Annotated in this window: 16 protein-coding genes and 3 pseudogenes; 11 read left to right on the top strand and 8 right to left on the bottom strand. The window is 56.7% G+C overall.

The annotated features are described in order from the left end of the window. Nucleotides 1-23: 23 nt before the first annotated feature. The 3 genes from KGFNPO_RS02685 to KGFNPO_RS02675 all read right to left on the bottom strand — a co-directional run bounded on the left by KGFNPO_RS02685 (nucleotide 24) and on the right by KGFNPO_RS02675 (nucleotide 2,626). Nucleotides 24-797: an ABC transporter permease gene (locus KGFNPO_RS02685; RefSeq protein ID WP_472632982.1), complete on the bottom strand. Its 774-nt coding sequence runs from the start codon at nucleotides 795-797 to the stop codon at nucleotides 24-26. A gap of 63 nt (nucleotides 798-860) precedes the next feature. After that, a complete protein-coding gene (locus KGFNPO_RS02680; protein ID WP_472632981.1) occupies nucleotides 861-1,856 on the bottom strand; it encodes an ABC transporter substrate-binding protein in 996 nt (331 codons plus the stop codon). Further along, on the bottom strand, nucleotides 1,853-2,626 hold the full coding sequence (locus KGFNPO_RS02675) for an ABC transporter ATP-binding protein (RefSeq protein ID WP_472632980.1): 774 nt from the start codon (nucleotides 2,624-2,626) through the stop codon (nucleotides 1,853-1,855). The genes KGFNPO_RS02680 and KGFNPO_RS02675 overlap by 4 nt, the downstream gene beginning before the upstream one ends. A 383-nt stretch (nucleotides 2,627-3,009) precedes the next feature. Here KGFNPO_RS02675 and pgi point away from each other — a divergent pair, with 383 nt between their 5' ends. The 4 genes from pgi (at nucleotide 3,010) to KGFNPO_RS02655 (ending at nucleotide 9,312) form a co-directional block, all read left to right on the top strand. Then, nucleotides 3,010-4,650, top strand: coding sequence for a glucose-6-phosphate isomerase (gene pgi, locus KGFNPO_RS02670; protein WP_472632979.1), 1,641 nt, complete (start codon nucleotides 3,010-3,012; stop codon nucleotides 4,648-4,650). A 581-nt stretch (nucleotides 4,651-5,231) separates the two neighbouring features. Beyond that, nucleotides 5,232-7,754 (top strand): hybrid sensor histidine kinase/response regulator, encoded by a 2,523-nt coding sequence (locus KGFNPO_RS02665; protein WP_472632978.1) that lies wholly within the window; start codon nucleotides 5,232-5,234, stop codon nucleotides 7,752-7,754. A 38-nt stretch (nucleotides 7,755-7,792) separates the two neighbouring features. Beyond that, nucleotides 7,793-8,215, top strand: coding sequence for a response regulator (locus KGFNPO_RS02660; RefSeq protein WP_472632977.1), 423 nt, complete (start codon nucleotides 7,793-7,795; stop codon nucleotides 8,213-8,215). After that, nucleotides 8,212-9,312 (top strand): response regulator, encoded by a 1,101-nt coding sequence (locus KGFNPO_RS02655; protein ID WP_472632976.1) that lies wholly within the window; start codon nucleotides 8,212-8,214, stop codon nucleotides 9,310-9,312. The genes KGFNPO_RS02660 and KGFNPO_RS02655 overlap by 4 nt, the downstream gene beginning before the upstream one ends. Before the next feature lie 395 nt (nucleotides 9,313-9,707). Here the strand turns inward: KGFNPO_RS02655 and KGFNPO_RS02650 are convergent, their stop codons facing one another. Continuing rightward, a complete protein-coding gene (locus tag KGFNPO_RS02650; RefSeq protein ID WP_472632975.1) occupies nucleotides 9,708-14,096 on the bottom strand; it encodes an EAL domain-containing protein in 4,389 nt (1,462 codons plus the stop codon). A gap of 142 nt (nucleotides 14,097-14,238) precedes the next feature. Here KGFNPO_RS02650 and KGFNPO_RS02645 point away from each other — a divergent pair. Together KGFNPO_RS02645 and KGFNPO_RS02640 are read left to right on the top strand one after the other, a co-directional pair. After that, nucleotides 14,239-14,382, top strand: a pseudogene (locus tag KGFNPO_RS02645) (DNA-deoxyinosine glycosylase); the annotation flags it as partial. Nucleotides 14,383-14,426: 44 nt separating this feature from the next. Then, nucleotides 14,427-14,936 carry a DNA-deoxyinosine glycosylase gene (locus KGFNPO_RS02640; protein ID WP_472632974.1) on the top strand — a complete coding sequence of 170 codons (510 nt, stop codon included), beginning with the start codon at nucleotides 14,427-14,429 and terminating at the stop codon, nucleotides 14,934-14,936. A gap of 49 nt (nucleotides 14,937-14,985) precedes the next feature. Here KGFNPO_RS02640 and KGFNPO_RS02635 read toward each other — a convergent pair whose 3' ends face one another. After that, the gene (locus KGFNPO_RS02635) at nucleotides 14,986-15,936 is read right to left on the bottom strand and encodes a helix-turn-helix domain-containing protein (protein ID WP_472632973.1); all 951 of its coding nucleotides are present in this window, start codon (nucleotides 15,934-15,936) and stop codon (nucleotides 14,986-14,988) included. A gap of 257 nt (nucleotides 15,937-16,193) precedes the next feature. Between KGFNPO_RS02635 and KGFNPO_RS02630 the strand changes: the two are divergent. Beyond that, nucleotides 16,194-16,570: pseudogene (locus KGFNPO_RS02630) on the top strand (DNA-deoxyinosine glycosylase). Between the two features lie 46 nt (nucleotides 16,571-16,616). On the opposite strand, the gene KGFNPO_RS02625 reads toward KGFNPO_RS02630, so the two are convergent. Next, nucleotides 16,617-16,940, bottom strand: coding sequence for a HigA family addiction module antitoxin (locus KGFNPO_RS02625; RefSeq protein WP_472632972.1), 324 nt, complete (start codon nucleotides 16,938-16,940; stop codon nucleotides 16,617-16,619). Then, nucleotides 16,940-17,218: a type II toxin-antitoxin system RelE/ParE family toxin gene (locus KGFNPO_RS02620; protein WP_472632971.1), complete on the bottom strand. Its 279-nt coding sequence runs from the start codon at nucleotides 17,216-17,218 to the stop codon at nucleotides 16,940-16,942. Before KGFNPO_RS02620 ends, KGFNPO_RS02625 begins: the two co-directional genes overlap by 1 nt. A gap of 95 nt (nucleotides 17,219-17,313) precedes the next feature. Here KGFNPO_RS02620 and KGFNPO_RS02615 point away from each other — a divergent pair. The 3 genes and pseudogenes from KGFNPO_RS02615 to tfpB form a co-directional block, all read left to right on the top strand. Further along, nucleotides 17,314-17,406, top strand: a pseudogene (locus KGFNPO_RS02615) (DNA-deoxyinosine glycosylase); the annotation flags it as partial. A gap of 27 nt (nucleotides 17,407-17,433) precedes the next feature. Beyond that, nucleotides 17,434-18,255 (top strand): spermine/spermidine synthase domain-containing protein, encoded by an 822-nt coding sequence (locus KGFNPO_RS02610; RefSeq protein WP_472632970.1) that lies wholly within the window; start codon nucleotides 17,434-17,436, stop codon nucleotides 18,253-18,255. A 216-nt stretch (nucleotides 18,256-18,471) separates the two neighbouring features. Further along, on the top strand, nucleotides 18,472-20,250 hold the full coding sequence (tfpB, locus tag KGFNPO_RS02605) for a type IV pilus assembly ATPase TfpB (RefSeq protein ID WP_472632969.1): 1,779 nt from the start codon (nucleotides 18,472-18,474) through the stop codon (nucleotides 20,248-20,250). A 256-nt stretch (nucleotides 20,251-20,506) separates the two neighbouring features. On the opposite strand, the gene KGFNPO_RS02600 is transcribed toward tfpB, so the two are convergent. Next, the gene (locus KGFNPO_RS02600) at nucleotides 20,507-21,409 is read right to left on the bottom strand and encodes an SDR family oxidoreductase (protein ID WP_472634371.1); all 903 of its coding nucleotides are present in this window, start codon (nucleotides 21,407-21,409) and stop codon (nucleotides 20,507-20,509) included. 12 nt (nucleotides 21,410-21,421) lie between these two features. On the opposite strand from KGFNPO_RS02600, the gene KGFNPO_RS02595 reads away from it, so the two are divergent. After that, nucleotides 21,422-22,450 (top strand): CDP-6-deoxy-delta-3,4-glucoseen reductase, encoded by a 1,029-nt coding sequence (locus KGFNPO_RS02595; protein WP_472632968.1) that lies wholly within the window; start codon nucleotides 21,422-21,424, stop codon nucleotides 22,448-22,450. Nucleotides 22,451-22,460: the final 10 nt, after the last annotated feature.

Below are 22,460 nucleotides of genomic sequence, written 5' to 3'. Positions count from 1 at the left end.
GACTCCATGACCAGACTTTATAACTAAACGTATTGATAACGCAGCAAACGGTGCTTCATTTTTTCCAGGATGAGCTGATCGATCAGGACGGCCAGAATCGCAATCGTCAGGATGTTCATCATGACGCCGACCATGTCGGCAGTTTCGCCCGCATACGCCAGCGAACGCCCCAGGCCTTTGCCGAAACCGATCAGCATTTCGGCCGAAATCAGCGCCCGCCATGCATTGCCGAAAGCCAGCTGCGCACCGGTGATCAGTTCCGGCATCACGGCCGGCAGATAAACTCGCTTGAGCAGGTCGCGGCGCGTGGCGCCCATCACGCGCGCCGCCGATACATGCACCTTTTGCACGCTTTCGGTTGCATTCATGACCGACAGCGCCGCCGGAAAAAATGCCGCAATCGCCACCACGATGATAATCGGCAGACTGCCGAAACCCATCAGGATCAACAGCAGCGGCACCCATGCGATCGACGGAATCGATTGCAAAATGATGATGGCCGACTTCAATACTTCGCGGAAGAAAAACAGTATCGCGCCGACCAGGCCAAAGCTAATTCCCAGCAACAAGGCAGCGCCATAACCGATGCCGAGCCGCGACAGGCTGCCCCACAAGGCGGTGCGGAACTGTTCCGTCTGCACCTCTTCCCACAAGCGCACCAGCACGGTGGGAACATCCGGCATCAGAAAATCAGGCAAGAACCATGCAGCGATTTGCCACATCAGCAGAATGAAGGCAATCGCCAGGATCATGGCGAATTTTTTTCGATAACCGGTAATGCGAATTTGAGTACTCATGGCGACTTCAAAAATACGAAGGCCGGCTTGCTGCCGGCCATCTAGAACTAAAAAAACGCGTGATTATAGTTTACGGTCCTTTTGCCAGGACAGATCGAGAATACTCTTGACGTCGAACGGCTTGCCATCGCGGGTTTTCAATGCGCCCTGCTGTTGCAGGATGTTGGCGATTTCCTGCATCCGCAATTGTTCCTTGGCGGTCAGCGCGGCACTGAAGGTCTGGCTCTTGATGGCATCGCGGATCACGTCTTCACGCGGCAAGTCGCCGCGCTTGAGGGTTTTCAGGGTGGGCTCGGAAATGAAATAAGAGGCGATCAGTTTCGATGCTTCAGCGGGTTTCTTTTGCAGCAAATCGATCGCTTCGCGCTGGGCATCAAGCGATTTCCAGACCTCGGCACGGCGTTTTGCCAGCGTCTCGCCGGAAGTGATGACGACCATGCACGGGAAAGGCCAGACTTCGCCGATTTCGTAAATTTGTTTTACCGGCGCAATCAGTTGCGCAATGCTGGCTTGCGGCTCAAACAGGAATGCGGCATCGACCCGTTTGCCCACCAGCGACTGCACCGCCACCTGCGGGCTGACGCCCATGATGTTGACATCGTCCACTTTCAGCCCGGCATTCTTCAGCACCACGCCCTTCAGCACGGTGTCGGCGGTGCTGCCTTCGGCTTGCGATGCCAGCGAGTGGCCTTTCAGGCCGGCGACATCCTTGATGCCGGAGTCTTCGCGCACCACAATCGCGTGATAGCCATGCTGCGCACCGCCCACCACTTTCAGATTGGCGCCCTTGGAGGCCCACGCCACGGCATTGGTAAAGCCCAACACGCCGGTATCGAGTTGGCCGCCAACGATGGCCTTGATCAGATCGGTGCCGGATTTGAATTCGACCAGCTCCACATCCAGACCCTGTTTCTTGTAGAAACCGCCTTCGTGCGCGGCGATCGCCTGCGCATCGTCCATCACGCGCAAGTAACCGACCTTGAACTTGTCGGCAGCCAGAACCTGGCTACTGAGCGCCAATACCGCTACGGTGGAGAGTAATAATCGTGACAACTTCATACGCCAGCCTCTTCTATTGATTTTGCAAAATTGTCTTGCTCTGCATGGATTCCCAACAGCCCCAGAATTTGACGCCGGATCGCTGAAAACTCGGACAGGTCGTGGGTTTTTTCGTGATGCGCCAGATTGAATTCACGCAGCACGGTAGCTGGCCGTGCGCTAAACACCAGAATCCGGTCGGCCAGAAACAGCGCCTCGTCGACGTCATGCGTGACCAGCAAAACGGTCGGCCGTTCTTCGCGAATCAATTGGCGCAATGCATCCTGCAAAGTCATCCGGGTCAGCGCATCGAGCGCGCCGAACGGCTCGTCCAGCAACAGCACTTGCGGGCGCGAAATGAATGCGCGCGCCAGTGCCGCGCGTTGCCGCATGCCGCCTGACACCTGATGCGGATAATAGGCTTCGAAACCTTCCAGATTGACTTTCGCCAGCCAGATGTTGGCCTGGACGCGTGCTTCCTGTTGGTCGACTTGCTGGAATTCGAGCGCCAGCGCGACGTTTTGCTGCAGCGTCAGCCACGGATACAGCGCATTTTCCTGGAACATCAGGGTGCGCTGCGGATGCGGACCTGTAATCGGCTGGCCATCTGCCAGGATGCTGCCACTGCCTGGCTTTTCCAGTCCGGCGGCAATGTGCAGCAGCGTCGATTTGCCGCAACCGGACGGGCCGACCAGTGCTACCAGCTCTCCATCTTCGATGTCGCGGCTAAAGTTATCGATCACATGCAGACCGGAAAAACTTTTTTGTATATTCTCGAAAGACAGCTTCATTAGACCTCGTTTCTGAATGCGGGACTGCAACCAGCGCTGAATATCCGGCGCTGCATCAGTGATGCATGTTGCATGGGCGTTATAACTGGGGGAATTTGGCAGATGCTGCGTACTGTACCGAGCCAGCTTATGCAGCACAACTATTTTTAAACGCTATGCTTATTCGAATATGACATATAACACCATGCTGCAGCGATCCGTCAGGCGGACGCTTGAATCAAAATGCTGACGGTTGGTAATTTATTCCATTCCGAGCATTACTAAGGAATTTTATGCCGGCAGCTTAGTCAATAGCTAACTATGCGTAAAAATTACCGTCCTGTTTTTACTTTACATTCAGGGTGAGTTTTACTCACCTGCCAGCAACCTTGATCGGGATTTCCATGCAACCACTTACCGCCAGCACCTCTTTTGCCGCCCTGCAATCCCACTGCGCAAGCGCAAAAAAATGGCGTCTGCCGGATTTATTCGCGCAGAATCCGCAGCGCTTTGCGGACATGTCGCTCCAGACCGGCGGCCTGCTGCTGGATTATTCCAAAAATCTGATTACTGCCGAAACCCTGCACTTGCTGCTCGATCTGGCGCGCGAACGCGGCGTGGAACAACAGCGCGAAGCGATGTTTGCCGGCGCCAAAATCAATACCACTGAAAACCGCGCAGTGCTGCATACCGCGCTGCGCGCACCACGCGACGCCCGACTGTTGCTGGACGGCCAGGATGTAATCGCGGATGTGCATGCGGTGCTGGATCAGATGCGCGCCTTCACCCAGCGCGTGCGCAGCGGAGAATGGCTGGGCCACACCGGCGCCGCCATCACCGACATCGTCAACATCGGCATTGGCGGCTCCGACCTTGGCCCCAGAACGGTGTGCCAGGCCTTGCGTCCGTTTGCACAACCCGGCTTGCAGCTGCACTTTGTGTCGAATGTCGACGCTTGCGATCTGGATGCGGTACTAAACAGGTGCAATCCGGAAACCACGCTCTTCATCATCGCTTCCAAAACCTTCACCACACTGGAAACCATGATGAACGCGCACTCGGCGCGCAACTGGCTGCTGCAACAGGGCTGCACCGAGGCGGCACTGGCCCGGCATTTTGTGGCGCTGTCGACCAATACCGCAGCGGTCAAAGTGTTCGGCATCGATCCCGAGAACATGTTCCCGTTCTGGGATTGGGTCGGCGGCCGTTACTCGGTCTGGTCGGCAATCGGGCTACCGGTTGCGCTGGCGGTCGGCTTCGACCATTTTGTCGAATTCCTGCAAGGCGCGCACGCGATGGATCAGCATTTCCGCAGCGCGCCGCTAGCATCGAACATGCCGGTTTTGCTGGCGCTGGTCGGTATTTGGAACCGCAATTTCCTCGGCTGCACGTCGCTGTCGATTGCGCCCTATCTGCAAGACCTTAAATTGTTGCCGGCTTTCTTGCAGCAACTGGATATGGAAAGCAATGGCAAAAGCGTTGCGCTCGATGGCAGCACACTGGAAACCGCAAGCGGCCCGCTGGTCTGGGGCCAGGCCGGCACCAATGGCCAGCATGCGTATTTCCAGTTGCTGCATCAGGGCAGCGATGTGATCCCGGTCGATTTCATTGCCGCGTTAAAGCCGCAACACCAGTTGCCGGGGCACCATGCGGCGCTGCTGGCCAACTGCTTTGCGCAGTCGGAAGCGCTGATGCGCGGCAAGAGCGCAGAAGAAGTGCGCGCCGAAATGCAGGCCCAGGACATCGATCCAGCGCAGATCGCGGCGCTGGCGCCGCACCGCACTTTTGCCGGCAACCGCCCCAGCAACACGATTCTGACGGATGCGCTGACCCCCAAAACCCTGGGCGCGCTGATCGCGCTGTACGAGCACAAAGTCTTGGTCCAGGGCGTGATATGGGGCGTCAACAGTTTTGATCAGTGGGGCGTCGAACTGGGCAAGGTGCTGGCCCAAAAGATCCAATCCGAACTACAGGGCGCGGCACAACCGCAGCAGCACGACAGTTCCACCAATGGCCTGATCGCCATCGCCAGAACTGCGCTTTGATGCATTTTCACTACAATCGTCAACTTGAAAGCCATGTGCAGTCAATACTAGGGCACTGTATTTATAATGCACGCATTAAAAATATGCGGAATAGTGCATTTTTTTAGTGATACTCCCACTTTAATTTTAGGCCGGACGGCGCAAGCAGTGGCATAACGTTGTTGCTGCAAAGTTGCCAGAGCCCCCGCCCCGGTTCATTGGCGCGCTATTTGCGGCTATTTGCAACCAATGCTGATCGCACACATCCATGAAGTCTTTCGTTGGTGTGCCTGCACTACGGCGACCAGAAGCACATCATCGCGTGCAGCGTCGATGGCGCGGGTTCAGCGCCTGGCTTTGCCGTCGGCAGCGGTTCAACCTTTATCTGCAAGAATTTAGAGGTTATAGTCAGAATTCTCATATAGTATGAGCGGCTGATAAATTTTCAGGATTTCTCGATTTTTCCAATTCTTCTCATTCTTGCTGCCGGCCTGTGCGCGTTTCAGCGCTAATCGCAGTGGCAATCCATGAGTCTGCTCTGCAGTGGCGTCGCATACTGTTTTTGTCCGAGCCGCTTACTTTACTAATGTGTGATTGTTTGCATGAAAGAAATTATGCCGAAAACCGGTTCTGGCGATAGTGCTGACGAAAAACAGGGTGGCCCTGACAGCATCATGGAACTTCAGCGCCAAACAACACTACTCAAGACAGGCGCTTTGCAAGACGCCATTTTCAATAGCGCCTACTTCTCCTGCATCGCCACGGATGAAAAAGGCGTGATTCAGCTTTTCAATGTCGGCGCCGAGCGCATGCTGGGCTACGCAGCGTCGGATGTCGTTAACCAGTTCACGCATGCAGATATGTCGGATCAGCAGGAGTTGATCGTGCGGGCAGCGGCCCTGAGCCTGGAATTTGATACACCGATTACGCCGGGTTTTGAAGCGCTGGTGTTCAAAGCCTCGCGTGGCATCGAAGATATTTACGAGCTGACCAAAATCCGCAAGGACGGCAGCCGCTTCCCCGCCATCGTCTCGGTCACGGCGCTGCGCGATGCGCAAGAGAAGATCATCGGCTATTTATCGATCGGCACCGACAATACAGCCCGCAAACAAGCCGAAACGGCACAGGATCAACGACTGCGCGACCAGCAATTCTATACACGCTCCCTGATCGAATCGAATATCGATGCGCTGATGACGACCGATCCGCAAGGCATCATCTCGGACGTGAACCAGCAGATGATGGTGCTCACCGGGTGCAGCCGCGAGGAATTGATCGGCGCGCCCTCCAAGGACTTCTTCACCGATCCCGAGCGTGCCGAGCAAGGCATCCAGCAAGTATTGCGCGAAGGCAAAGTCACCAACTACGAACTCACCGCACGCGCCAAGGATGAGCACGAGACCGTGGTGTCCTATAACGCCACCACCATCAATGACCGCGACGGCAAATTGCAAGGCGTATTCGCGGCCGCGCGCGATGTGACCGAGCGCAAGATTTTCGAGCGCACCTTGCAAGAGAAAAATATCGAGTTGGAGCATGCCAGCCGCATGAAGTCCGAATTCCTGGCCACCATGTCGCACGAATTGCGCACGCCGCTGAACGCCATCATCGGCTTTTCCGAAGCGCTCAAGGATGGCTTGATGGGCCAGATGAGCGATACCCAGCACGAATACATCGGCGATATTTTCACCAGCGGGCAGCACTTGCTTTCCCTGATCAACGACATTCTGGACTTATCCAAGGTCGAAGCAGGCATGATGGAACTCGAACTGGAGCCGGCCGACTTGCACAGCCTGCTGTCGAACAGCCTGTCGATCGTGCGGGAAAAGGCCGCAGCCCAGCGCATCCAGCTCGAACTCGACACCGGCGAAGACTTGGGCATCCCCCAGTTGGACATGCGCAAGACCAAGCAAATTGTCTACAACCTGCTGTCGAATGCCGTCAAGTTCAGCGCCAACGGTGCGCGCGTGAGCTTGCGCGCGCGGCGCGTTTCGCGCAGTACCGTGGGCACCCTGTCCGGCACCTGGCCGGTGCACAACTTCCCCCTGGCCGACAATGAGTACAACGAATTTCTCGAAATATGCGTCAGCGACAGCGGCATCGGCATCTCGAAGAAAAACATGGCGAAATTGTTCCAGGCCTTCAGTCAAATCGACAGCAGTCTGGCGCGCAAATTCGAGGGTACCGGTCTCGGTCTGGCGATGGTCAAACAACTGGCCGAACTGCATGGGGGCGCGGTGGCCGTGGCCAGTGCCGAGGGCGAAGGGGCGCGCTTCGCCGTCTGGTTGCCGCTGCGCACGCCGGAACAAGCCGCACCCGCCCTGCCGCACAGCCCCGGCGTCGGGGTTGCAGCCATCGCGGCCGCCGATCCCAAGCAGCGCATGGCACTGGTAGTCGAGGACAACGATCAGGCGGCTGACCTGGTGCGCCTGCTGCTCGAAGCCGAGGGCTTTACCGTCTTGCGCGCTGCCAGCGCCGAGGCCGCTCTCATATTGGCCCCGCAATACACCCTCAGCCTGATCACGCTGGATATTCAGTTGCCCGGCATCGATGGCTGGGAGTTTCTGCTGCGAATCCGCGAACACAATACCCTGGCCCACGTGCCGGTGGTGGTAGTCGCCGGCCTGGCCGATAGCAACATGGCGCTGGCCGGTGGCGCTGCCGCCGTATTGCAAAAGCCCATCAGCCGCGTCCAACTGAAAGCATCTCTGGCCAATCTGGGCCTGCATCCAACCCAGGAGCACACCCACACGATACTGGTGGTAGACGACGACCCCAAAGCAGTCGAAGTGATTTCCGCATTCTTGCCGAATCCGTCCTATGCGGTAGTGCGCGCGTATGGCGGCAGCGAGGCGATCATCCTGGCGCAGCGGCTGCGGCCGGACTTGATCTTGCTCGACCTGATGATGCCGGAAGTGAGCGGCTTCGATGTGGTTGAAGCACTCCAGCGCAATACCGATACGGCGCGCATCCCGATCCTGGTGGTGACCGCCAAACAGATCACCGCGCAAGACCGCGTTGCACTCAATAGCAATCCGGGCAAGGTGATCCATATTGTCGAAAAGGCCGAGTTCAATCATGCGCGTTTTATCGACGAAGTAAGGCGCGCCTTGCTGCCACATTAGAGAGAGCACGAAAAGAGAGCACAAAAAGAGAGCACAAAATGGCCAAAATATTAATTATTGAAGACAACCCGGCGAACATGAAGCTGGCCTCTCTTCTGCTGCGCAACGCCGGCCATACGGTGCTGTGCGCGGTAGATGCCGAAACCGGCTTGACGCTGGCGCGCGCCGGCCAGCCCGACCTGATCCTGATGGACATCCAGCTGCCCGGCATGGACGGCTTGGCGGCGACTGCCCTGCTGAAACAAGATCCGGCCACCGCCACCATTCCCGTCATCGCGCTGACCGCGATGGCGATGAAAGAGGACCAGGAAAAAAGCCAGGTAGCCGGTTGCGACGCGTATATCGCCAAACCGTTGCGCTACCAGGAATTGTATGCAGCAATCGATGCCCTCCTGGTCAAAAAAGAGCAGGGGTTGCCACAGGCGGCCAGCGCAGCAAATCCCGTTCATCCGCCACCATGACCAGCCCTGCCACCATCCTGATCGTCGATGACGAAACCCGGAACTGCAAGTTGCTCGAAGCGCTGCTGCGGCCCGAAGGTTATCTGACGCTGTGCGCCGCCAATGGCGAAGAGGCACTGGCCTCGATTGCGCAGCGCGCACCGGACCTGATTTTGCTCGACATCATGATGCCGGGCATGGACGGCTACCAGGTGGCCAGCATACTCAAAGCCAACCTTGCCACGTCGGATATTCCGATCATCATGGTGACCGCGCAAATCGACCGCAGCGCCCGCCTGGCTGGCCTCGATGCCGGGGCCGAAGATTTTTTGACGAAACCCGTCGACCGGGCCGAATTGTGGTTAAGGGTGCGCAATCTATTGCGCTTGAAAGATGCGCTGCAGCAATCGAAAAACAGTTTGCATCAGCTGTTGACGCATCGGGAGCAGATCAAGGAAGAAGAGCGCAAACGCATCGCGCGCGAAATTCATGATGACCTGGGGCAGAATTTACTGGCCTTGCGCATTGATATTTCAATCCTGCATGCACGTACTTCCAATGGCCATACACGCCTGCACCAACGGGTAAGTGTGCTGCTGAATAATCTGGACGCCACCATCAAATCGGTCAAATCCATCATCAACGGCCTGCGGCCTTTCGAACTGGAATTGGGATTGCAGGCGGCAGTCGAATGGCAGCTAAAGGGATTCGAGCGCATCAGCGGGGTTGCCTGCGAACTGTCAATCGATGAGGCGACATTGGGTTATGCGCTGGGCGAGGAGCAGACCCTGACGATTTTCCGAATCCTGCAGGAAGCGCTGAGCAATATCGCCCGCCATTCGCAGGCGACCAAGGTTGCGGTCACGCTAAGCCGCAACGACCGCACATTTTCCATGCAGGTAAAGGACAATGGCGTCGGCATTTATCCGGGCGACCGAAGAAAAACAAACGCGTTTGGCATAGGGGGAATCAAGGAACGCGTGAGTTCGCTCGGCGGTGAACTGATCATCGATAGCAGCGATGGCAATGGGACTGTGTTGTCGATCTTCATTCCTGTCGAGGAACGGGCGGCAGAATTGAAATTGCCTGAAGGCGGCAAGTCGCAAAAGCCTGTTTAACAGTGCACGCTCCAGCCAAGCAATATGCTGCTGGACTCTTTCATGCGCTGCCGCAGCGCTTTGAGACTCTACAAATACTAGAGACGTGTATTTATAAAAATTCTTTAAAAACATGCGGTAGCTTGCATGTTTTTAATGATACTCCCCTATTTAATTCTAAATTTGTAACGATTCAGCCGGCAAGGCAATTAAGAGCGAAATGGTACGATTTTGGTGGAGCGCACCCGGGCGCGATCAACGGCCGCAGTCTGGCGACTACTCTCGTAGGGGCGGGTTCCAAACCCGCCCTTTTGCCGTCAAAGTACAAGGGCGGGTTTGGAACCCGCCCCTACGAACGCTCCGACTCTCGCCATCAGGCAGGGGAAAGGATCGTTCATAGCGGGCTGAATAGTTACCTAAATTTTAGGCTGGTAAAGCGGCTTTTCTTGCCACAGAGCCGGATACAACAGGGTTTGTTCGGCCAGTCTGGCGCTGATCTGCGACGCCGGCGCCGGCCGGCACAGCAGATAACCCTGTAATTCATCGCAACGGTGGCGTATCAGGTAACTGGCCTGGGCTTCGGTCTCGACGCCTTCGGCCACCACCGACAGGCCGAGATTGCGCCCGATCATGATGATGGTGCGGCAGATGTCGGCGTCGGCTGGATTGGTGCTGATATCGCGCACGAACGACTGATCGATTTTCAGCTCATCGACCGGGAAGCGCTTGAGGTAACTCAGGCTCGAATAACCGGTGCCGAAATCGTCAATCGAAATCCGTATCCCGAGCGCTTTCAGGTGTTCCAGTTCGAGGATGAACAATTCCGGATCTTCCATCACCAGCGATTCGGTAATTTCCAGCGTCAGAAATTGTGCCTTGAGTCCGCTTTGCTCCAGTGCGCGAGCCACTATCTGGCTGAAATCCTTGTGCTTGAACTGCGCCACCGAGACATTCACCGAAATCGGAAAATCCGACCAGCCGGCCTCGATCCAGGCCTGATTCTGGTTACAGGCTTGCTGCAGCGCCCATGCGCCGATCGGCACAATGAGGCCGCTTTCTTCGGCAATCGCAATGAATTCCATCGGCGGCACCAATCCGCGCTGCGGATGATTCCAGCGGATCAGCGCTTCCATGCCTGACACCCGGCCGCTGCGGAAGCAGATTTTAGGCTGGTAATACAGTTCGAATTCGCTCTGATCGAGTGCGCGCCGCAACTGGTTTTCAGTGTTCAGGCGCTGCGCAGTGCGGCTCCCCAGTTCATGCGCATAAAACTGGTAATTGCCGCGCCCCATTGCCTTGGCTTGGTACATCGCGATATCGGCGCATTTGATCAGGTCGGAACAAGAGTCGCCATCGTTTGGGTAGAGCGCGATACCGATACTGGCGCCGGCCTGCACATCCTGCGACTCGATGCAGATCGGTTGCTGCATTGCGACAAACAGGCGCTCGACGATATCCACCAGCACCGCGGGGTCAGTCAGATTCGGACACACCAGCACGAACTCGTCGCCGCCAAAGCGCGCCAGGGTATCGAAGTCACGGATGCAGCCACTAAAGCGTTCGCTCAGAGTCTGCAGGATCTGATCGCCGGCGCCGTGACCGATGCTGTCATTGAATACCTTGAAGCGATCCAGATCGATGAACACCACGCCGACCGACTGGCCGTTGCGCTGCGACATGCTGATCGCCTGCTGCAGGCGATCCTCCAGCAGATACCGGTTCGGCAGGCCGGTCAGCACGTCGTGACTGGCCTGGAACGCCAATACATTTTCGTGCTGGATGCGCTCGGTGATATCGCTCTGCACGCCGACGAAATGTGTCACTACACCGTTCTCGTCGCGCACCGGAGCGATGCGCATGTCGTTCCAGAACAGGGTTCCATCCTTGCGATAATTGCGCAGCAACGCATGGCCTTCGCGCTGTTCACGTATCGCCATGCGGATTTCCAGCACGCCCTCCTGGCCGGAATCGGCGCCCTGCAAAAAACGGCAATTCCGGCCGATCGCTTCCTCGGCCGGATAGCCGGTAATCCGTTCGAACGCCGGGTTGACATAGGCTATCGGCATATCATCCGCGCTAGCGTCACAAATGATGATGCCGTTGCTGCTTTGCTCCATCGCGCGCTGATGGATGCGCAGATTCTGTTCGGCCAGTTTGCGCTCGCTAATGTCGTGCAACACACCGGAATAAATCAACGGCTGGCCGGCGTCGTCAAAGTCGACCTGCCCCAGCACTTCAACATGGCAATAAGTGCCATCGCTGCGCCGCAGCCGGTACTCCATTTTCAACGACTGTCCACCGGCCAACGCTGCTGCGCGGGCTTCATTTACCCACTTGCGGTCTTGCGGATGGATTAAATCGACATAAGAATCCAAGCTTAAATTTTGCACGCTGCGATCAACTTGCATCATATCCTTGACCAGATCCGAGCAAGCATATTCGCCGGTTCTGAAATCGAAGCTCCACAAGCCCAGCATCGCCAGGCGCTGTGCTTCCAGCAGTTTTTTCTGGGTCGCCATGATGGTGCGATAACTGCGCTCGCGCTCGATGGCAACTGTGGTCAGGCCGGCTATGTTCTTGATCAGATCCAGCTCCTCCGCTTTGGGCTCGCGGATTTCCCGGAAATAGGAGGAAAACGTCGCCACCAGCTCGCCGGATGAGGAAAAGATCGGGGTCGACCAACAGGCCCGCAAGCCATGCTCCAGCGCCAGCTGGCGATAATCCCGCCACAAGGGATCGATCGCGATATCGCTGACGATAACCGCTTCCCGGCGATATGCGGCAGTCCCGCAAGAGCCTGCCAGCGGACCGATTTTCAACCCTTCACCCGCCACCGCGCGTCGAAACGATGCCGGCAAGCTCGGCGCTGCGCCGCAATGCAGCCGCAATCCATCCTCGCTAACCAGCATCACCGACGCAATCATGCCGGGTACCTGTTGCTCCATCAGGCGCGCTATCCGCTCCAGAATCTGCGCCAGCGGCTCGTCTTTGGCAGCCATCTCCAGGATATTGGCGCTCTCCTTGATCAGGCGCTCGCGCTGCATGCGTTGGGTGACGTCGCGGGCCACCACCATGATGGCGTTTTGGCCGAAATGGTCGAAGGTGGTGGACAGGATTTCCATCTCGAAATCGGAACCGTCGAAGCGTCTGCAGCGCAACACAACCGGTGGATTGGTCAGGCCGCTTTCAGCATTCTGTATGCGCTTTTGTATCAGCGGCCAATCGTCCGGATGAAACAAGGCCTGATACGGCAGCGCCAGTACATCTACCGGCTCGGCCGCGCCGAACAGGTTGGCGCCAGCTTGATTGATATACACCAGCCGGCCATTCTGATAGATATAGATGCTATCGGGTGACAGCGAAACCAGAGCCCGGTAGCGCTGCTCGGCTTCGACGATATTTGCCTCGGCCAGTTTGCGGCTCTTTTCCTTGCGTTCGGTATCGAGGTAAAAGGAAATATTGTCTGCCAGCTCGGTCAGCAATTCAACCAGCTCGGCATCGAAGAAATTCTCCTGACTGTCGCCGATGGCGAAAACCCCGATCACCCGCTCGTTGCTGCGGATCGGGAACGCTCCCGCAGCGTTTACACCGCTTTGAATTACCGTGTTGCGCCAATCATCAGGCGTCACGTTCGAACGATAATCATTGCTGTAATGGCTGGTCCCGGACCGGATCGCAGGAATGGAAACACTGCGCGCCGATGCCATCGGGTCGTCCAGATGCAGTCGAAACTGGCGCAGCGTGCTCAAGGCAAGACCGGCGCTGGCCACCGGGATCAGCTCCCGCTGCGCATTGAGCACGCCGATCCAGGCCACATCGCACATGCCGCAGGCGACTGCAATTTCGCATACCTGGCCGAACATATCCTCGGAATTCTCCGAATGGATGATCGCATGATTGACCCTGGCAAACATCTGATAAAAACGCTTGCTGCGGACCAGCCGCTCCTTGACGCTGCGGCGCGTGGTAAGGTCATCCACCATGGCAGTCCAGATCTGGCTGTCAAAGTTCAGATGGGTCTCCATACGCACTGTCACCGGATAAGCGCTGCCGTCTTTTTTGCTGTGCTGGGTTTCCAGTACATGGTAGCCACCCAGCGTAATGGCCGACAAACTGGAAAAATGTGCCGGGTATTCGGCGTTGAGTGCACCGATGTCAAGTTGGCACAGTTCCTGCGCGCTATAGCCGAGCCGGGACAGTGCGGCCTGATTGGCGTAGACGATCTTCAGGGAAACCGCGTCCGCCAGATAAAATTCCCTTTCGCTGCGCCCGACGATGGCCAGCAGGGATCTGTTTTCGGTAGCGGCCCGATGCACTTCGAACAACGCCATCAGGACTTCGGCCAGTTTTCGCAATGTCGATTTTTGATAATCGCTCAACTGCCCGGGCTTGGTATCGGTCACGCAGAGCGAACCGAGTGCGTGGCCGGCCAGCGTCACAACCGGCATACCCGCATAGAATTTCAGGCCGGGCGCACCGGTGACCAGCGGGTTATCGGCAAAACGCAGGTCTTGCGCGGCATCGGTGACCTCCAGCAAATCCCGATTCAGGATGGTATGCGCGCAGAACGATGCGCCGCGGGCAATCCGATCTTCACCGCTGCCGCCAAATGAAGACAGCAAAAACAGGCTATCCGCATCGACCAGGCAAATGTAGGCAGCGGGTGTATTGCAGAAATGGGCGGCAAGTTTGGCCAGGGATGCGAATATTTGCTTATCGCCGATGCCATTGATGCCCAACAGACCATAAGCGCGCAATTGCGCCAGACGTACAATCTCGTTGGCTGGCTGTATGGCTTCTATCATGGGGTCGTCTCGTTGGCAAAAAATGATTGTAAAGGCTCTTTTTTTAAGCCGATTCTAGCAGTTTCCATTTTGCAACAGGCTCAAACAAAATGCGCGGCCCGCCGTATTTACGCGATCGGCGCCGCCAAACAGGAAGGATGGAATGCATAAGTCCCCATTGCAATTGGCGCTGACCGGATTGCCGCCGGTGATCGACCACGCGACCCGGATTCTGATATTGGGCAGTTTTCCCGGTACTGCGTCGTTGCAAGCGCAGCAATACTATGCGCACCCGCGCAATCAGTTGGCGCGTTTAATAGATATAAAGAAATGACACCCATATCCAATCCCATGACCACGTCCAAAGCGACATCGCGTAAACGCTGCTTCGATCCGGTCGTTGACCAGCAGACCCGTTTGCTCGTTTTAGGAAGCTTACCGGGTGAGCAATCACTTGCGCGCAATGAATACTACGGAAATCGCCAGAACAAATTCTGGGAGCTGGTCGGAGCCGTCATCGATGTCGATTTGCGCAGCCTGCCCTACGAAGCACGACTCGAAACGCTTCTGGACCACGGCATCGGCTTGTGGGACGTGATTGCAGAAGCCGAGCGCAAGGGCAGTCTCGATGCCAATATCCGCAATGAATCGCACAATGCCCTGGAGGAATTAGTGGAGACCCTGCCAGCGCTACGAGCAGTTGCGTTCAACGGCGGGACCGCGGCGCGAATTGGTTTGAAGAGGCTCAGGTCGCTTGCGGACAGGCTGGTATTGATTGACCTGCCGTCGTCGAGTCCGGCGAATACGCTGGCATTCGGCATGAAACTGCAGGCATGGAAGACTCTGGTCAATTTCAAATAGAAAGGGCTCTCCCATCGACCCAACGAATCCACCACTAGCACCCCCCGACCTATCTAATCCGGAGCTCCTGCGTGTCCAACTGAAACTCCTCGTCGATCCCGAGCTTTTTCATTATGGCAGGCAAAACTCGATGAATTACTCTCATCCCGACCAAGAGTTCGTTCATATATATATCCGGATGTACTCTTGACGAGTTGAACCCGAGGCTCTCGGCCTCAGCTTCATGTCCGAGCTCATCGGCGGAGTGATAAACCATATCAAGAAGCTCTGCTCGCAAGGGAACACCAGCGCGAAAGGCTCTGTCCTTAACGATGATGAGCCATTCCTCGTAGTCCTTTGTTACTTGGCGCCTTAATTCTCCGAGCTTCGGGGCAAATTCTTGATCGTTTTCAAGCTTGCAAGCAGCAAGTGACATTAGGTATGGCTCAATGTTGCAGGCGGGCGTGTCGAATAAATCTAGTTCGTCATCAGACATCAAATCGTCTATATATGCGGCGTAAAACCCACACACGTCATTAAGCGATTCGTAGATTTTATAAATGAGAGAGGAATACGGATTGCCGTCAAACCACTCATCCTCTGCATCGACATCGATGTCTTCGTAGTCAATATCCAAATCTTGGGGGAATTCTTTCGGAATAATCACCCCCATTTCGCTGAGAACATGGAAAGTTTCCCAACACAAAGTACCGACTTCGTCCTTTAATGGATAAGTGTTATAGCCTGTCTCGGCATTTTCTTCTGCAAGCTCCGCAAGATAATGAATCAGCCGTTCCCATTTGCTCGCATCCTCAATGGACCCTGCCCAGAGAACAAACCTAGGGTCTTTGTCGCCGATGCTCACGAGCCCCCGGAATTTTTTCTCCATTTCAGAAGACATGTACTCGCCCCTCTTCCATTTACTGATTTGGGTCGGCGAAACACCGAGACGAACAGCAAGTTCTTTCTGACTGCAGGACAATATATTCAGAGCAAGCTGCACCAGAGCTTCGCTATCCATTCTTTGATACTCCTATTGAATTAGAACAATTTAGTAAGTTTAATTTTTTAATTAGTAAATTAACTCTAGCAATAGTTGAGCTACTCCGCAAGCCTCTTTAGTAAATCAATAAACGACCACAGGCTTCACAAGCCATTCTGATGCGTGTTCCAAAGCAAGCGTAAGGACATAGCCGCCCCGAGAATCGGCCTCAGCTTCTACGGTTAGGTGTCAAATTGACCAAAATATCAACGTAACTGAAGTTTAGTAGGTGTCAAATGAGACAAAACATCAATCAGTTTTGGCGGTTGTTGTCGGCGTTGACTGGCGACGACCTTGTTGGCCTTCCTTACGCCGAACGTCTGCCGCGCCGGCTCGCGCACGGAATCGGCCTATGGGATGTGATCGCCGCATGCGAACGGTGCGGCAGCCTCGATTCGGCAATTCGCAATGCGGAGGCAAACGATTTCTTGCTACTGCGACAGCGCTGTCCGGCGTTGGGAATGGTCGGCGTCAACGGTAAAACCTCGGCAAATTCGAACCTAAGTTCGCCGCAGTCGGTTTCGAGACCTTGGTACTTCCTTCCTCGTCGCCAGCACATGCAGCACTCTCATTCGACGAAAAATTATTAGTTTGGCGTAAGCTGATGGGCTGACTGAAAGCGAACCGAACTTGATCACGCGTCGCCGTTTTCCGTCATGTCATCCGACCAAGGCCAGGCGTGCCTTGTCCAGCGGCCTGATGGTCGCCAATTTCGCAATATTCTGGCGCACTTCCCACAGGTCCATTGCTTCCTGCATGCGCAGCCAACTTTCTGGGGATGTATTGAACAGCGTACCAATTCGCACTGCCATCTCCGGCGACAATGCGCGCTTCTCATGCAACAGTTCGGACACGCTCAGCCGACTAACTCCAATCAGTTCAGCTAACTCAGTTTGCGTCATCTTCAACGCAGGCAAAACGTCCTCGCGCAGCACAGCGCCAGGATGCGTAGGGCGTCGATTCGGGTTGCGTAGTGATTTCATCAGTGATAGTCCTCCAAGTCCACTTCGACTGCGTTTTCGCCGTCGAATTTAAACGTAATACGCCAGTTTCCGGATACGGACACCGCATAGGTCCCGTTGCGCGCCCCCTTAAGTGGGTGAAATTTGTGGCCAGGTAAATTCATATCTTCCGGTTTGGCACAGCCATCCAATCGATCCAGCATCCGTTCTATCCGTGGCGCGAATTCCAGAGGAATACCACGATGATCGCTGTTGGAAAAAAATTTCAACAGTCCTTTGTGTCGAATCGAGGTAATCAATTTGTGTAATCCATGAGATGACATTGTAATCCAATGAATTACAATGTAAAGAGTTGCCGCTCTGTCCCGGCGGAGGTGTCGCTTATAGTAACTGTTATGCGACGATGGTTCTGCCATCCTCGTCGCCGGCCAATGCGCAACTTTCATTTTCGCAAAAACTTGTATTTTGGCAGGGCATAACCGGATAATACGGTTCAACATTCCAGGCTACAGACATGCTCATCAAACGTAAATCGATCGAAAAAGAAGAATCCCTGCGGCCACCTCGATCACGCGCCGCTGCAACACCAAAACCACCGCGCAAGCCAAAATATGCACCGGTCACCCTGTCGGAACAGGATGGCGTGCGGTTCCTGCACTTCGGCACCGAGTGGGTGCAAGGTGCGATGCGCATCCGCAAGCCCGATGCGCTCGAACTTGAATACGCGCAACAGATGATGCTGTGGATGTTGTTTAACGACCATCCTGCGCACATCGTCCAGCTCGGCCTAGGCACCGGCGCACTGACCAAATATTGTTACCGCCAGTTTCCCGCAGCGCGGGTGAGCGCGATTGAACTCAATCCGTCGGTTGTTACTATTTGCGAAACCATGTTCAAGCTGCCGCCGAACGACGACCGGCTCAACGTGATTGAAATGGACGCGATGGATTTCGTCAACGACAGCGCCAATCTCGACAGCGTCGATGTATTCCAAATCGATCTGTACGATGCCACTGCGCGCGGCCCGGTGCTCGACACGCCGGAGTTCTACCAGTCCTGCGCGGCCTGCCTGACGGACGACGGCATGATGACGGTGAACCTGTTCGGCGATCATCCAAGTTACGCCAAGAACCTGAAAGCGATGAAATTCGCCTTCGACGCAGTGGTGTGGCTGCCGGAAGTGCATGACGGCAATATCGTCGTGATCGCCTTCAAGCGCGCACCGTCGCTGGACTTTTCCATCCTGTATGAACGCGCCGCAGCAATCCGGGCAGAGACCAAACTACCGGCGAAATCCTGGGTGGATGGATTGAAAGTCTGGATGTCCGAGGAATAAAGCTGCTGTTTTGCTCCTCTCTCCTGCTTGCGGGAGAGAGGGGCTCAGCAAACATTTCGGCCGCACCAATATGGCAATGCAATCAAGGTTGCGCCTTGTTTTGACACCTTGCATATTGCGAGCGCCCTCTCCCCCAACCCCTCTCCCGCAAGCGGGAGAGGGGAGCAAAGTGAGTCGCACCGCGACTTTCGCGTTAAACAGTCTGGAACCTTGCCGATGCAAACCCCGAAAAAACTCGACCTGCAGCACCTGTTCACCTGGCTGCTGGCGGACGGCATCGTTGAGCAAGCCAATGTCAAGGCTGGCTACAACCAGGCGCAGGCGCTGCTGCGCAACGCCACCGGCGCGATGCATCCGCTGACCGCCGTGGCCCAGTGCAAGATCCTGTCGGCGTTGCCGCCGCATCGGATGGTGACGCTGGACTGGCTCACCGAATGGGTGGCCGGCAAAGTCAAGCTGCCGTTTTTCCGCATCGATCCGCTGCAGATCGACTTCACCCGGGTGGCCGACGTGATGTCTGCCACTTACGCTGCCCGCCACAATATTCTGCCGGTAGAACTGACGCCGACAGAACTGGTGATTGCCACTTCCGAGCCGTTTGCGATCGACTGGGAGCCCGAGATCGCCAAGATTTCGCGCCGCAGTGTCAGGCTGGTAATGGCCAACCCGCTCGACATCGCCCAGTACATCAGCCAGTTTTTCAGCCTCGCCAAATCGATCAAGGGCGCGCACAAGCTGAACGGCCAGGATCTGGCGCTGCGCAACAATTTCGAGCAACTGGTCGAACTCGGCAAGCAGAACAAGCAGGTCGATGCCAACGATCAGCACATTATCAATATCGTCGACTGGCTGTGGCAATACGCGTTCGACCAGCGCGCCTCAGACATCCACCTGGAACCGAAGCGCGATTTCAGCCTGGTGCGCTTTCGCATTGACGGCATCCTGCACCAGGTGTATCAGGTGCCGGCGGTGGTGATGATCGCGATGACTGCGCGCATCAAGCTGCTGGGCCGGATGGACGTGATCGAAAAGCGCCGCCCGCAGGATGGCCGCATCAAGACCCTGACCGCCGCCGGTCAGGAAATCGAATTGCGGCTATCGACGCTGCCCACCGCATTCGGCGAAAAGCTGGTGATGCGGATTTTCGACCCCGAAGTGGTGGTCAAGACGCTGCCCGAACTGGGCTTCCCGCGCGACGATGCGGCGCGCTGGGATGCGCTGACCAAGCGGCCGCACGGCATCATTCTGGTCACCGGCCCGACCGGCTCCGGCAAAACCACCACGCTGTACACCACGCTGAAGGCGCTGGCGACTTCGGAAGTCAATGTCTGCACGGTGGAAGATCCGATCGAGATGGTCGAAGCCGCGTTCAACCAGATGCAGGTGCAGCACGGCATCGACCTGTCGTTCGCCGACGGTGTGCGGGCGCTGATGCGGCAAGATCCGGACATCATCATGGTGGGCGAAATCCGCGATCTGGCGACTGCCGAAATGGCGATTCAGGCTGCGCTGACCGGCCATCTGGTGCTGTCGACGCTGCACACCAACGACGCGCCATCGGCGGTGATGCGCTTGCTGGAACTGGGCGTGCCGTATTACCTGCTGGAAACCACACTGATCGGCATCATGGCGCAACGTCTGGTGCGCACGCTCTGCATCCATTGCAAATCGGCCGACGGCACAATCGATAAAGAAATCTGGAGCAAGCTGACGGAGGGCCGCAACCTCGCGCAACCGGCGACCGTGTACCGCGCAGTGGGCTGCCCGGAATGCCGCCAGACCGGCTATCGGGGCCGCACCGGCTTGTACGAATTGCTGACGGTGACGCAAGCGTTCTCCAAATTGATCCGCGCACAAACCGACATGCATCAGTTGCGTCAGCAAGCTGGCGCAGACGGCATGCACCCGCTGCACATCGCCGGCGCGTTGAAGATTATCGAAGGTGTGACCACCGCCGAAGAAGTGCTGAAGGTGACTTCTTCGATGACGGTTTAGCGCCTTTCGCACACTACGTCATTGTTTAATCGCATATCCATCAAAAGTGCAACGGCCCGGTTTTGGTAGGAGCGCACCCGGGCGCGACCAACAGCTGCAGTCTGACGACTGCTTTCGCGCCCGGGTGCGCTCCTACGGAAACATACGTACACTAGGCTGTGTATGCCTTAAAATATGCCAATTACCGCATATAAAATATGCGGAACGTATAAATACTCACCATATTTTAAATATATCGCAGCGAAGCCCAGCATTCTCACATCTGCGCCAGCGCCGCCTGCACCGTCGGGTAACGCAACCGGAATCCCAGTTCTTGCTTCAAGCGCCGGTTGCACAAGCGGCGCGATTCCCCCATGAAAGACAGCAGCATCGGCGACACCTGGCTTTGCAGTTCAACGCGCGGCAAACGTGGCGGGCGCGGCAAATCAAAGGCATCGGCAACCGCATCGAAATACGCGCCCATCTGCATTTCGCTATCGTCGGCCGCGTGATAAACCCGGCACGGCCGGGCCTTGAACAACGCCGCGACAATGATGCGCGCCAGATCGTCGGCATGGATGTGATTGGTGTGCACATCATCCTGTGGCGTGAGCGCCGGCATGCCCTTGCGCAGCCGGGCCAAAGGCAGACGCCCGGCGGCGTAAATGCCCGGCACGCGCAGGATGCTCATGTGACTATTGCTGCGCCGGGCCCAGTCGCGCAGCACTTGCTCGGCGTCCACCCGTCGCCGGGCGCGCGGGTTTTGCGGGTTGACGCTGCGGGTCTCGTCGAACTGCGCGCCGCCGCAATCGCCGTACACGCCGCTGGTGCTGATATAAACCAGCCGCGCCTGCTCGGGTAAAATAGCGGCCAGATTGCGGCTGCGCCGGTCTTGCGTTCCATTCGGTTGCGGCGGCGCCAGATGCACGATGGTGTGCGCCAGACCAGCCAACCGGCGCAGGCTGTATGGCTGGTCCAGATCGGCCACAATCGGCACCGCGCCAGCGGCGCGCAATTCTGCGCAACGCTCCGGCTGGCTGGTGACGGCGAATACGCGAAAGCGCGCGCCCAGCAGCGGCAGCAAGCGCATGCCGACATCGCCGCAACCGACGATCAGCAAACGCGGCCGGCCCAGCTTGGACACGCTGGTCTGCTCCATTTTATTGACTGTATTTTTCATCATCGGGATTGTATGACTTTTCAAGTGACGGTTCAGCCGAGCGGCCAGCAATTTAGCTGCGACGAAAGCGATAATGTATTGACCGCAGCGATGCAGGCCGGCATCACCCTGCCCTACGGCTGCAAAAACGGCGCCTGCGGCTCCTGCAAGGGCAAGCTGTTAGCCGGCACGGTCAAGCATGGCGCGCACCAGCCCAAGGCGCTGTCAGAGGAGGAAGAAGCGAATGGCCTGGCGCTGTTCTGTTGCGCGACCCCGCTATCGGACTTGGTGATCGAGGCGCACGAAGTGCAAAGCGTGGGCGAATTCCCGGTCAGGAAGATGCCGGCGCGCATCGCCGCGCTGGAAAAAGTATCCGCCGACGTGATGGTCATCTCGCTGCAACTGCCCGCCAACGAGCGGCTGCAGTATCTGGCCGGGCAATACCTCGAATTCATGCTGCGCGACGGCAAACGCCGCAGCTACAGCATGGCCAACGCGCCGCATGCCGACGATAAGATCACGCTGCACGTGCGGCACATGCCGGGCGGCTTGTTTACCGATCAGTTGTTCGGCACCCTGAAGGAACGCGATATCCTGCGCTTCGAAGGCCCGCTCGGCACTTTTTTCCTGCGTGAAGATTCCGACAAGCCGATCATGCTGCTGGCTTCCGGCACCGGTTTTGCGCCGCTCAAGGCAATCATCGAACACGCCACCTTCATCGAATCGACGCGCCCGATAACGCTGTACTGGGGCGGCCGCCGGCCACAGGACCTGTACATGCACGCACTGTGCGAAGAATGGGCGCGCACTTTGCCCCATTTCAAATACGTGCCGGTGGTGTCGGATGCACAAGCGGAAGACGGCTGGCAAGGCCGCAGCGGTTACGTGCACCGCGCCGTGATCGAGGATTTCCCCGACTTGTCCGGCTATCAGGTGTACGCCTGCGGCGCGCCGGTCATGGTGGATTCAGCCAAACGGGATTTCATCGCGCAGTGCATGTTGCCGAAAGAAGAATTCCATGCGGATTCGTTCACCTCGGAAGCGGATTTACACACCGCCTGAGAAACCTGCA

This window comes from Gelidimonas diazotrophica, from assembly GCF_055694025.1.
This window is presented reverse-complemented; position numbering and strand designations above follow the sequence as displayed.

What these genes read in the sequence shown, in the direction of transcription:
- KGFNPO_RS02655 (WP_472632976.1), top strand. Translation starts at nt 8,212, where the DNA reads ATGACCAGCCCTGCCACCATCCTGATCGTCGATGACGAAACCCGGAAC.
- KGFNPO_RS02625 (WP_472632972.1), bottom strand. Translation starts at nt 16,940, where the DNA reads ATGAAATCACTACGCAACCCGAATCGACGCCCTACGCATCCTGGCGCT.
- KGFNPO_RS02635 (WP_472632973.1), bottom strand. Translation starts at nt 15,936, where the DNA reads ATGGATAGCGAAGCTCTGGTGCAGCTTGCTCTGAATATATTGTCCTGC.
- tfpB (WP_472632969.1), top strand. Translation starts at nt 18,472, where the DNA reads ATGCAAACCCCGAAAAAACTCGACCTGCAGCACCTGTTCACCTGGCTG.
- KGFNPO_RS02665 (WP_472632978.1), top strand. Translation starts at nt 5,232, where the DNA reads ATGAAAGAAATTATGCCGAAAACCGGTTCTGGCGATAGTGCTGACGAA.
- pgi (WP_472632979.1), top strand. Translation starts at nt 3,010, where the DNA reads ATGCAACCACTTACCGCCAGCACCTCTTTTGCCGCCCTGCAATCCCAC.
- KGFNPO_RS02660 (WP_472632977.1), top strand. Translation starts at nt 7,793, where the DNA reads ATGGCCAAAATATTAATTATTGAAGACAACCCGGCGAACATGAAGCTG.
- KGFNPO_RS02675 (WP_472632980.1), bottom strand. Translation starts at nt 2,626, where the DNA reads ATGAAGCTGTCTTTCGAGAATATACAAAAAAGTTTTTCCGGTCTGCAT.
- KGFNPO_RS02610 (WP_472632970.1), top strand. Translation starts at nt 17,434, where the DNA reads ATGCTCATCAAACGTAAATCGATCGAAAAAGAAGAATCCCTGCGGCCA.
- KGFNPO_RS02600 (WP_472634371.1), bottom strand. Translation starts at nt 21,409, where the DNA reads ATGAAAAATACAGTCAATAAAATGGAGCAGACCAGCGTGTCCAAGCTG.
- KGFNPO_RS02595 (WP_472632968.1), top strand. Translation starts at nt 21,422, where the DNA reads ATGACTTTTCAAGTGACGGTTCAGCCGAGCGGCCAGCAATTTAGCTGC.
- KGFNPO_RS02640 (WP_472632974.1), top strand. Translation starts at nt 14,427, where the DNA reads ATGACCACGTCCAAAGCGACATCGCGTAAACGCTGCTTCGATCCGGTC.
- KGFNPO_RS02680 (WP_472632981.1), bottom strand. Translation starts at nt 1,856, where the DNA reads ATGAAGTTGTCACGATTATTACTCTCCACCGTAGCGGTATTGGCGCTC.
- KGFNPO_RS02650 (WP_472632975.1), bottom strand. Translation starts at nt 14,096, where the DNA reads ATGATAGAAGCCATACAGCCAGCCAACGAGATTGTACGTCTGGCGCAA.
- KGFNPO_RS02685 (WP_472632982.1), bottom strand. Translation starts at nt 797, where the DNA reads ATGAGTACTCAAATTCGCATTACCGGTTATCGAAAAAAATTCGCCATG.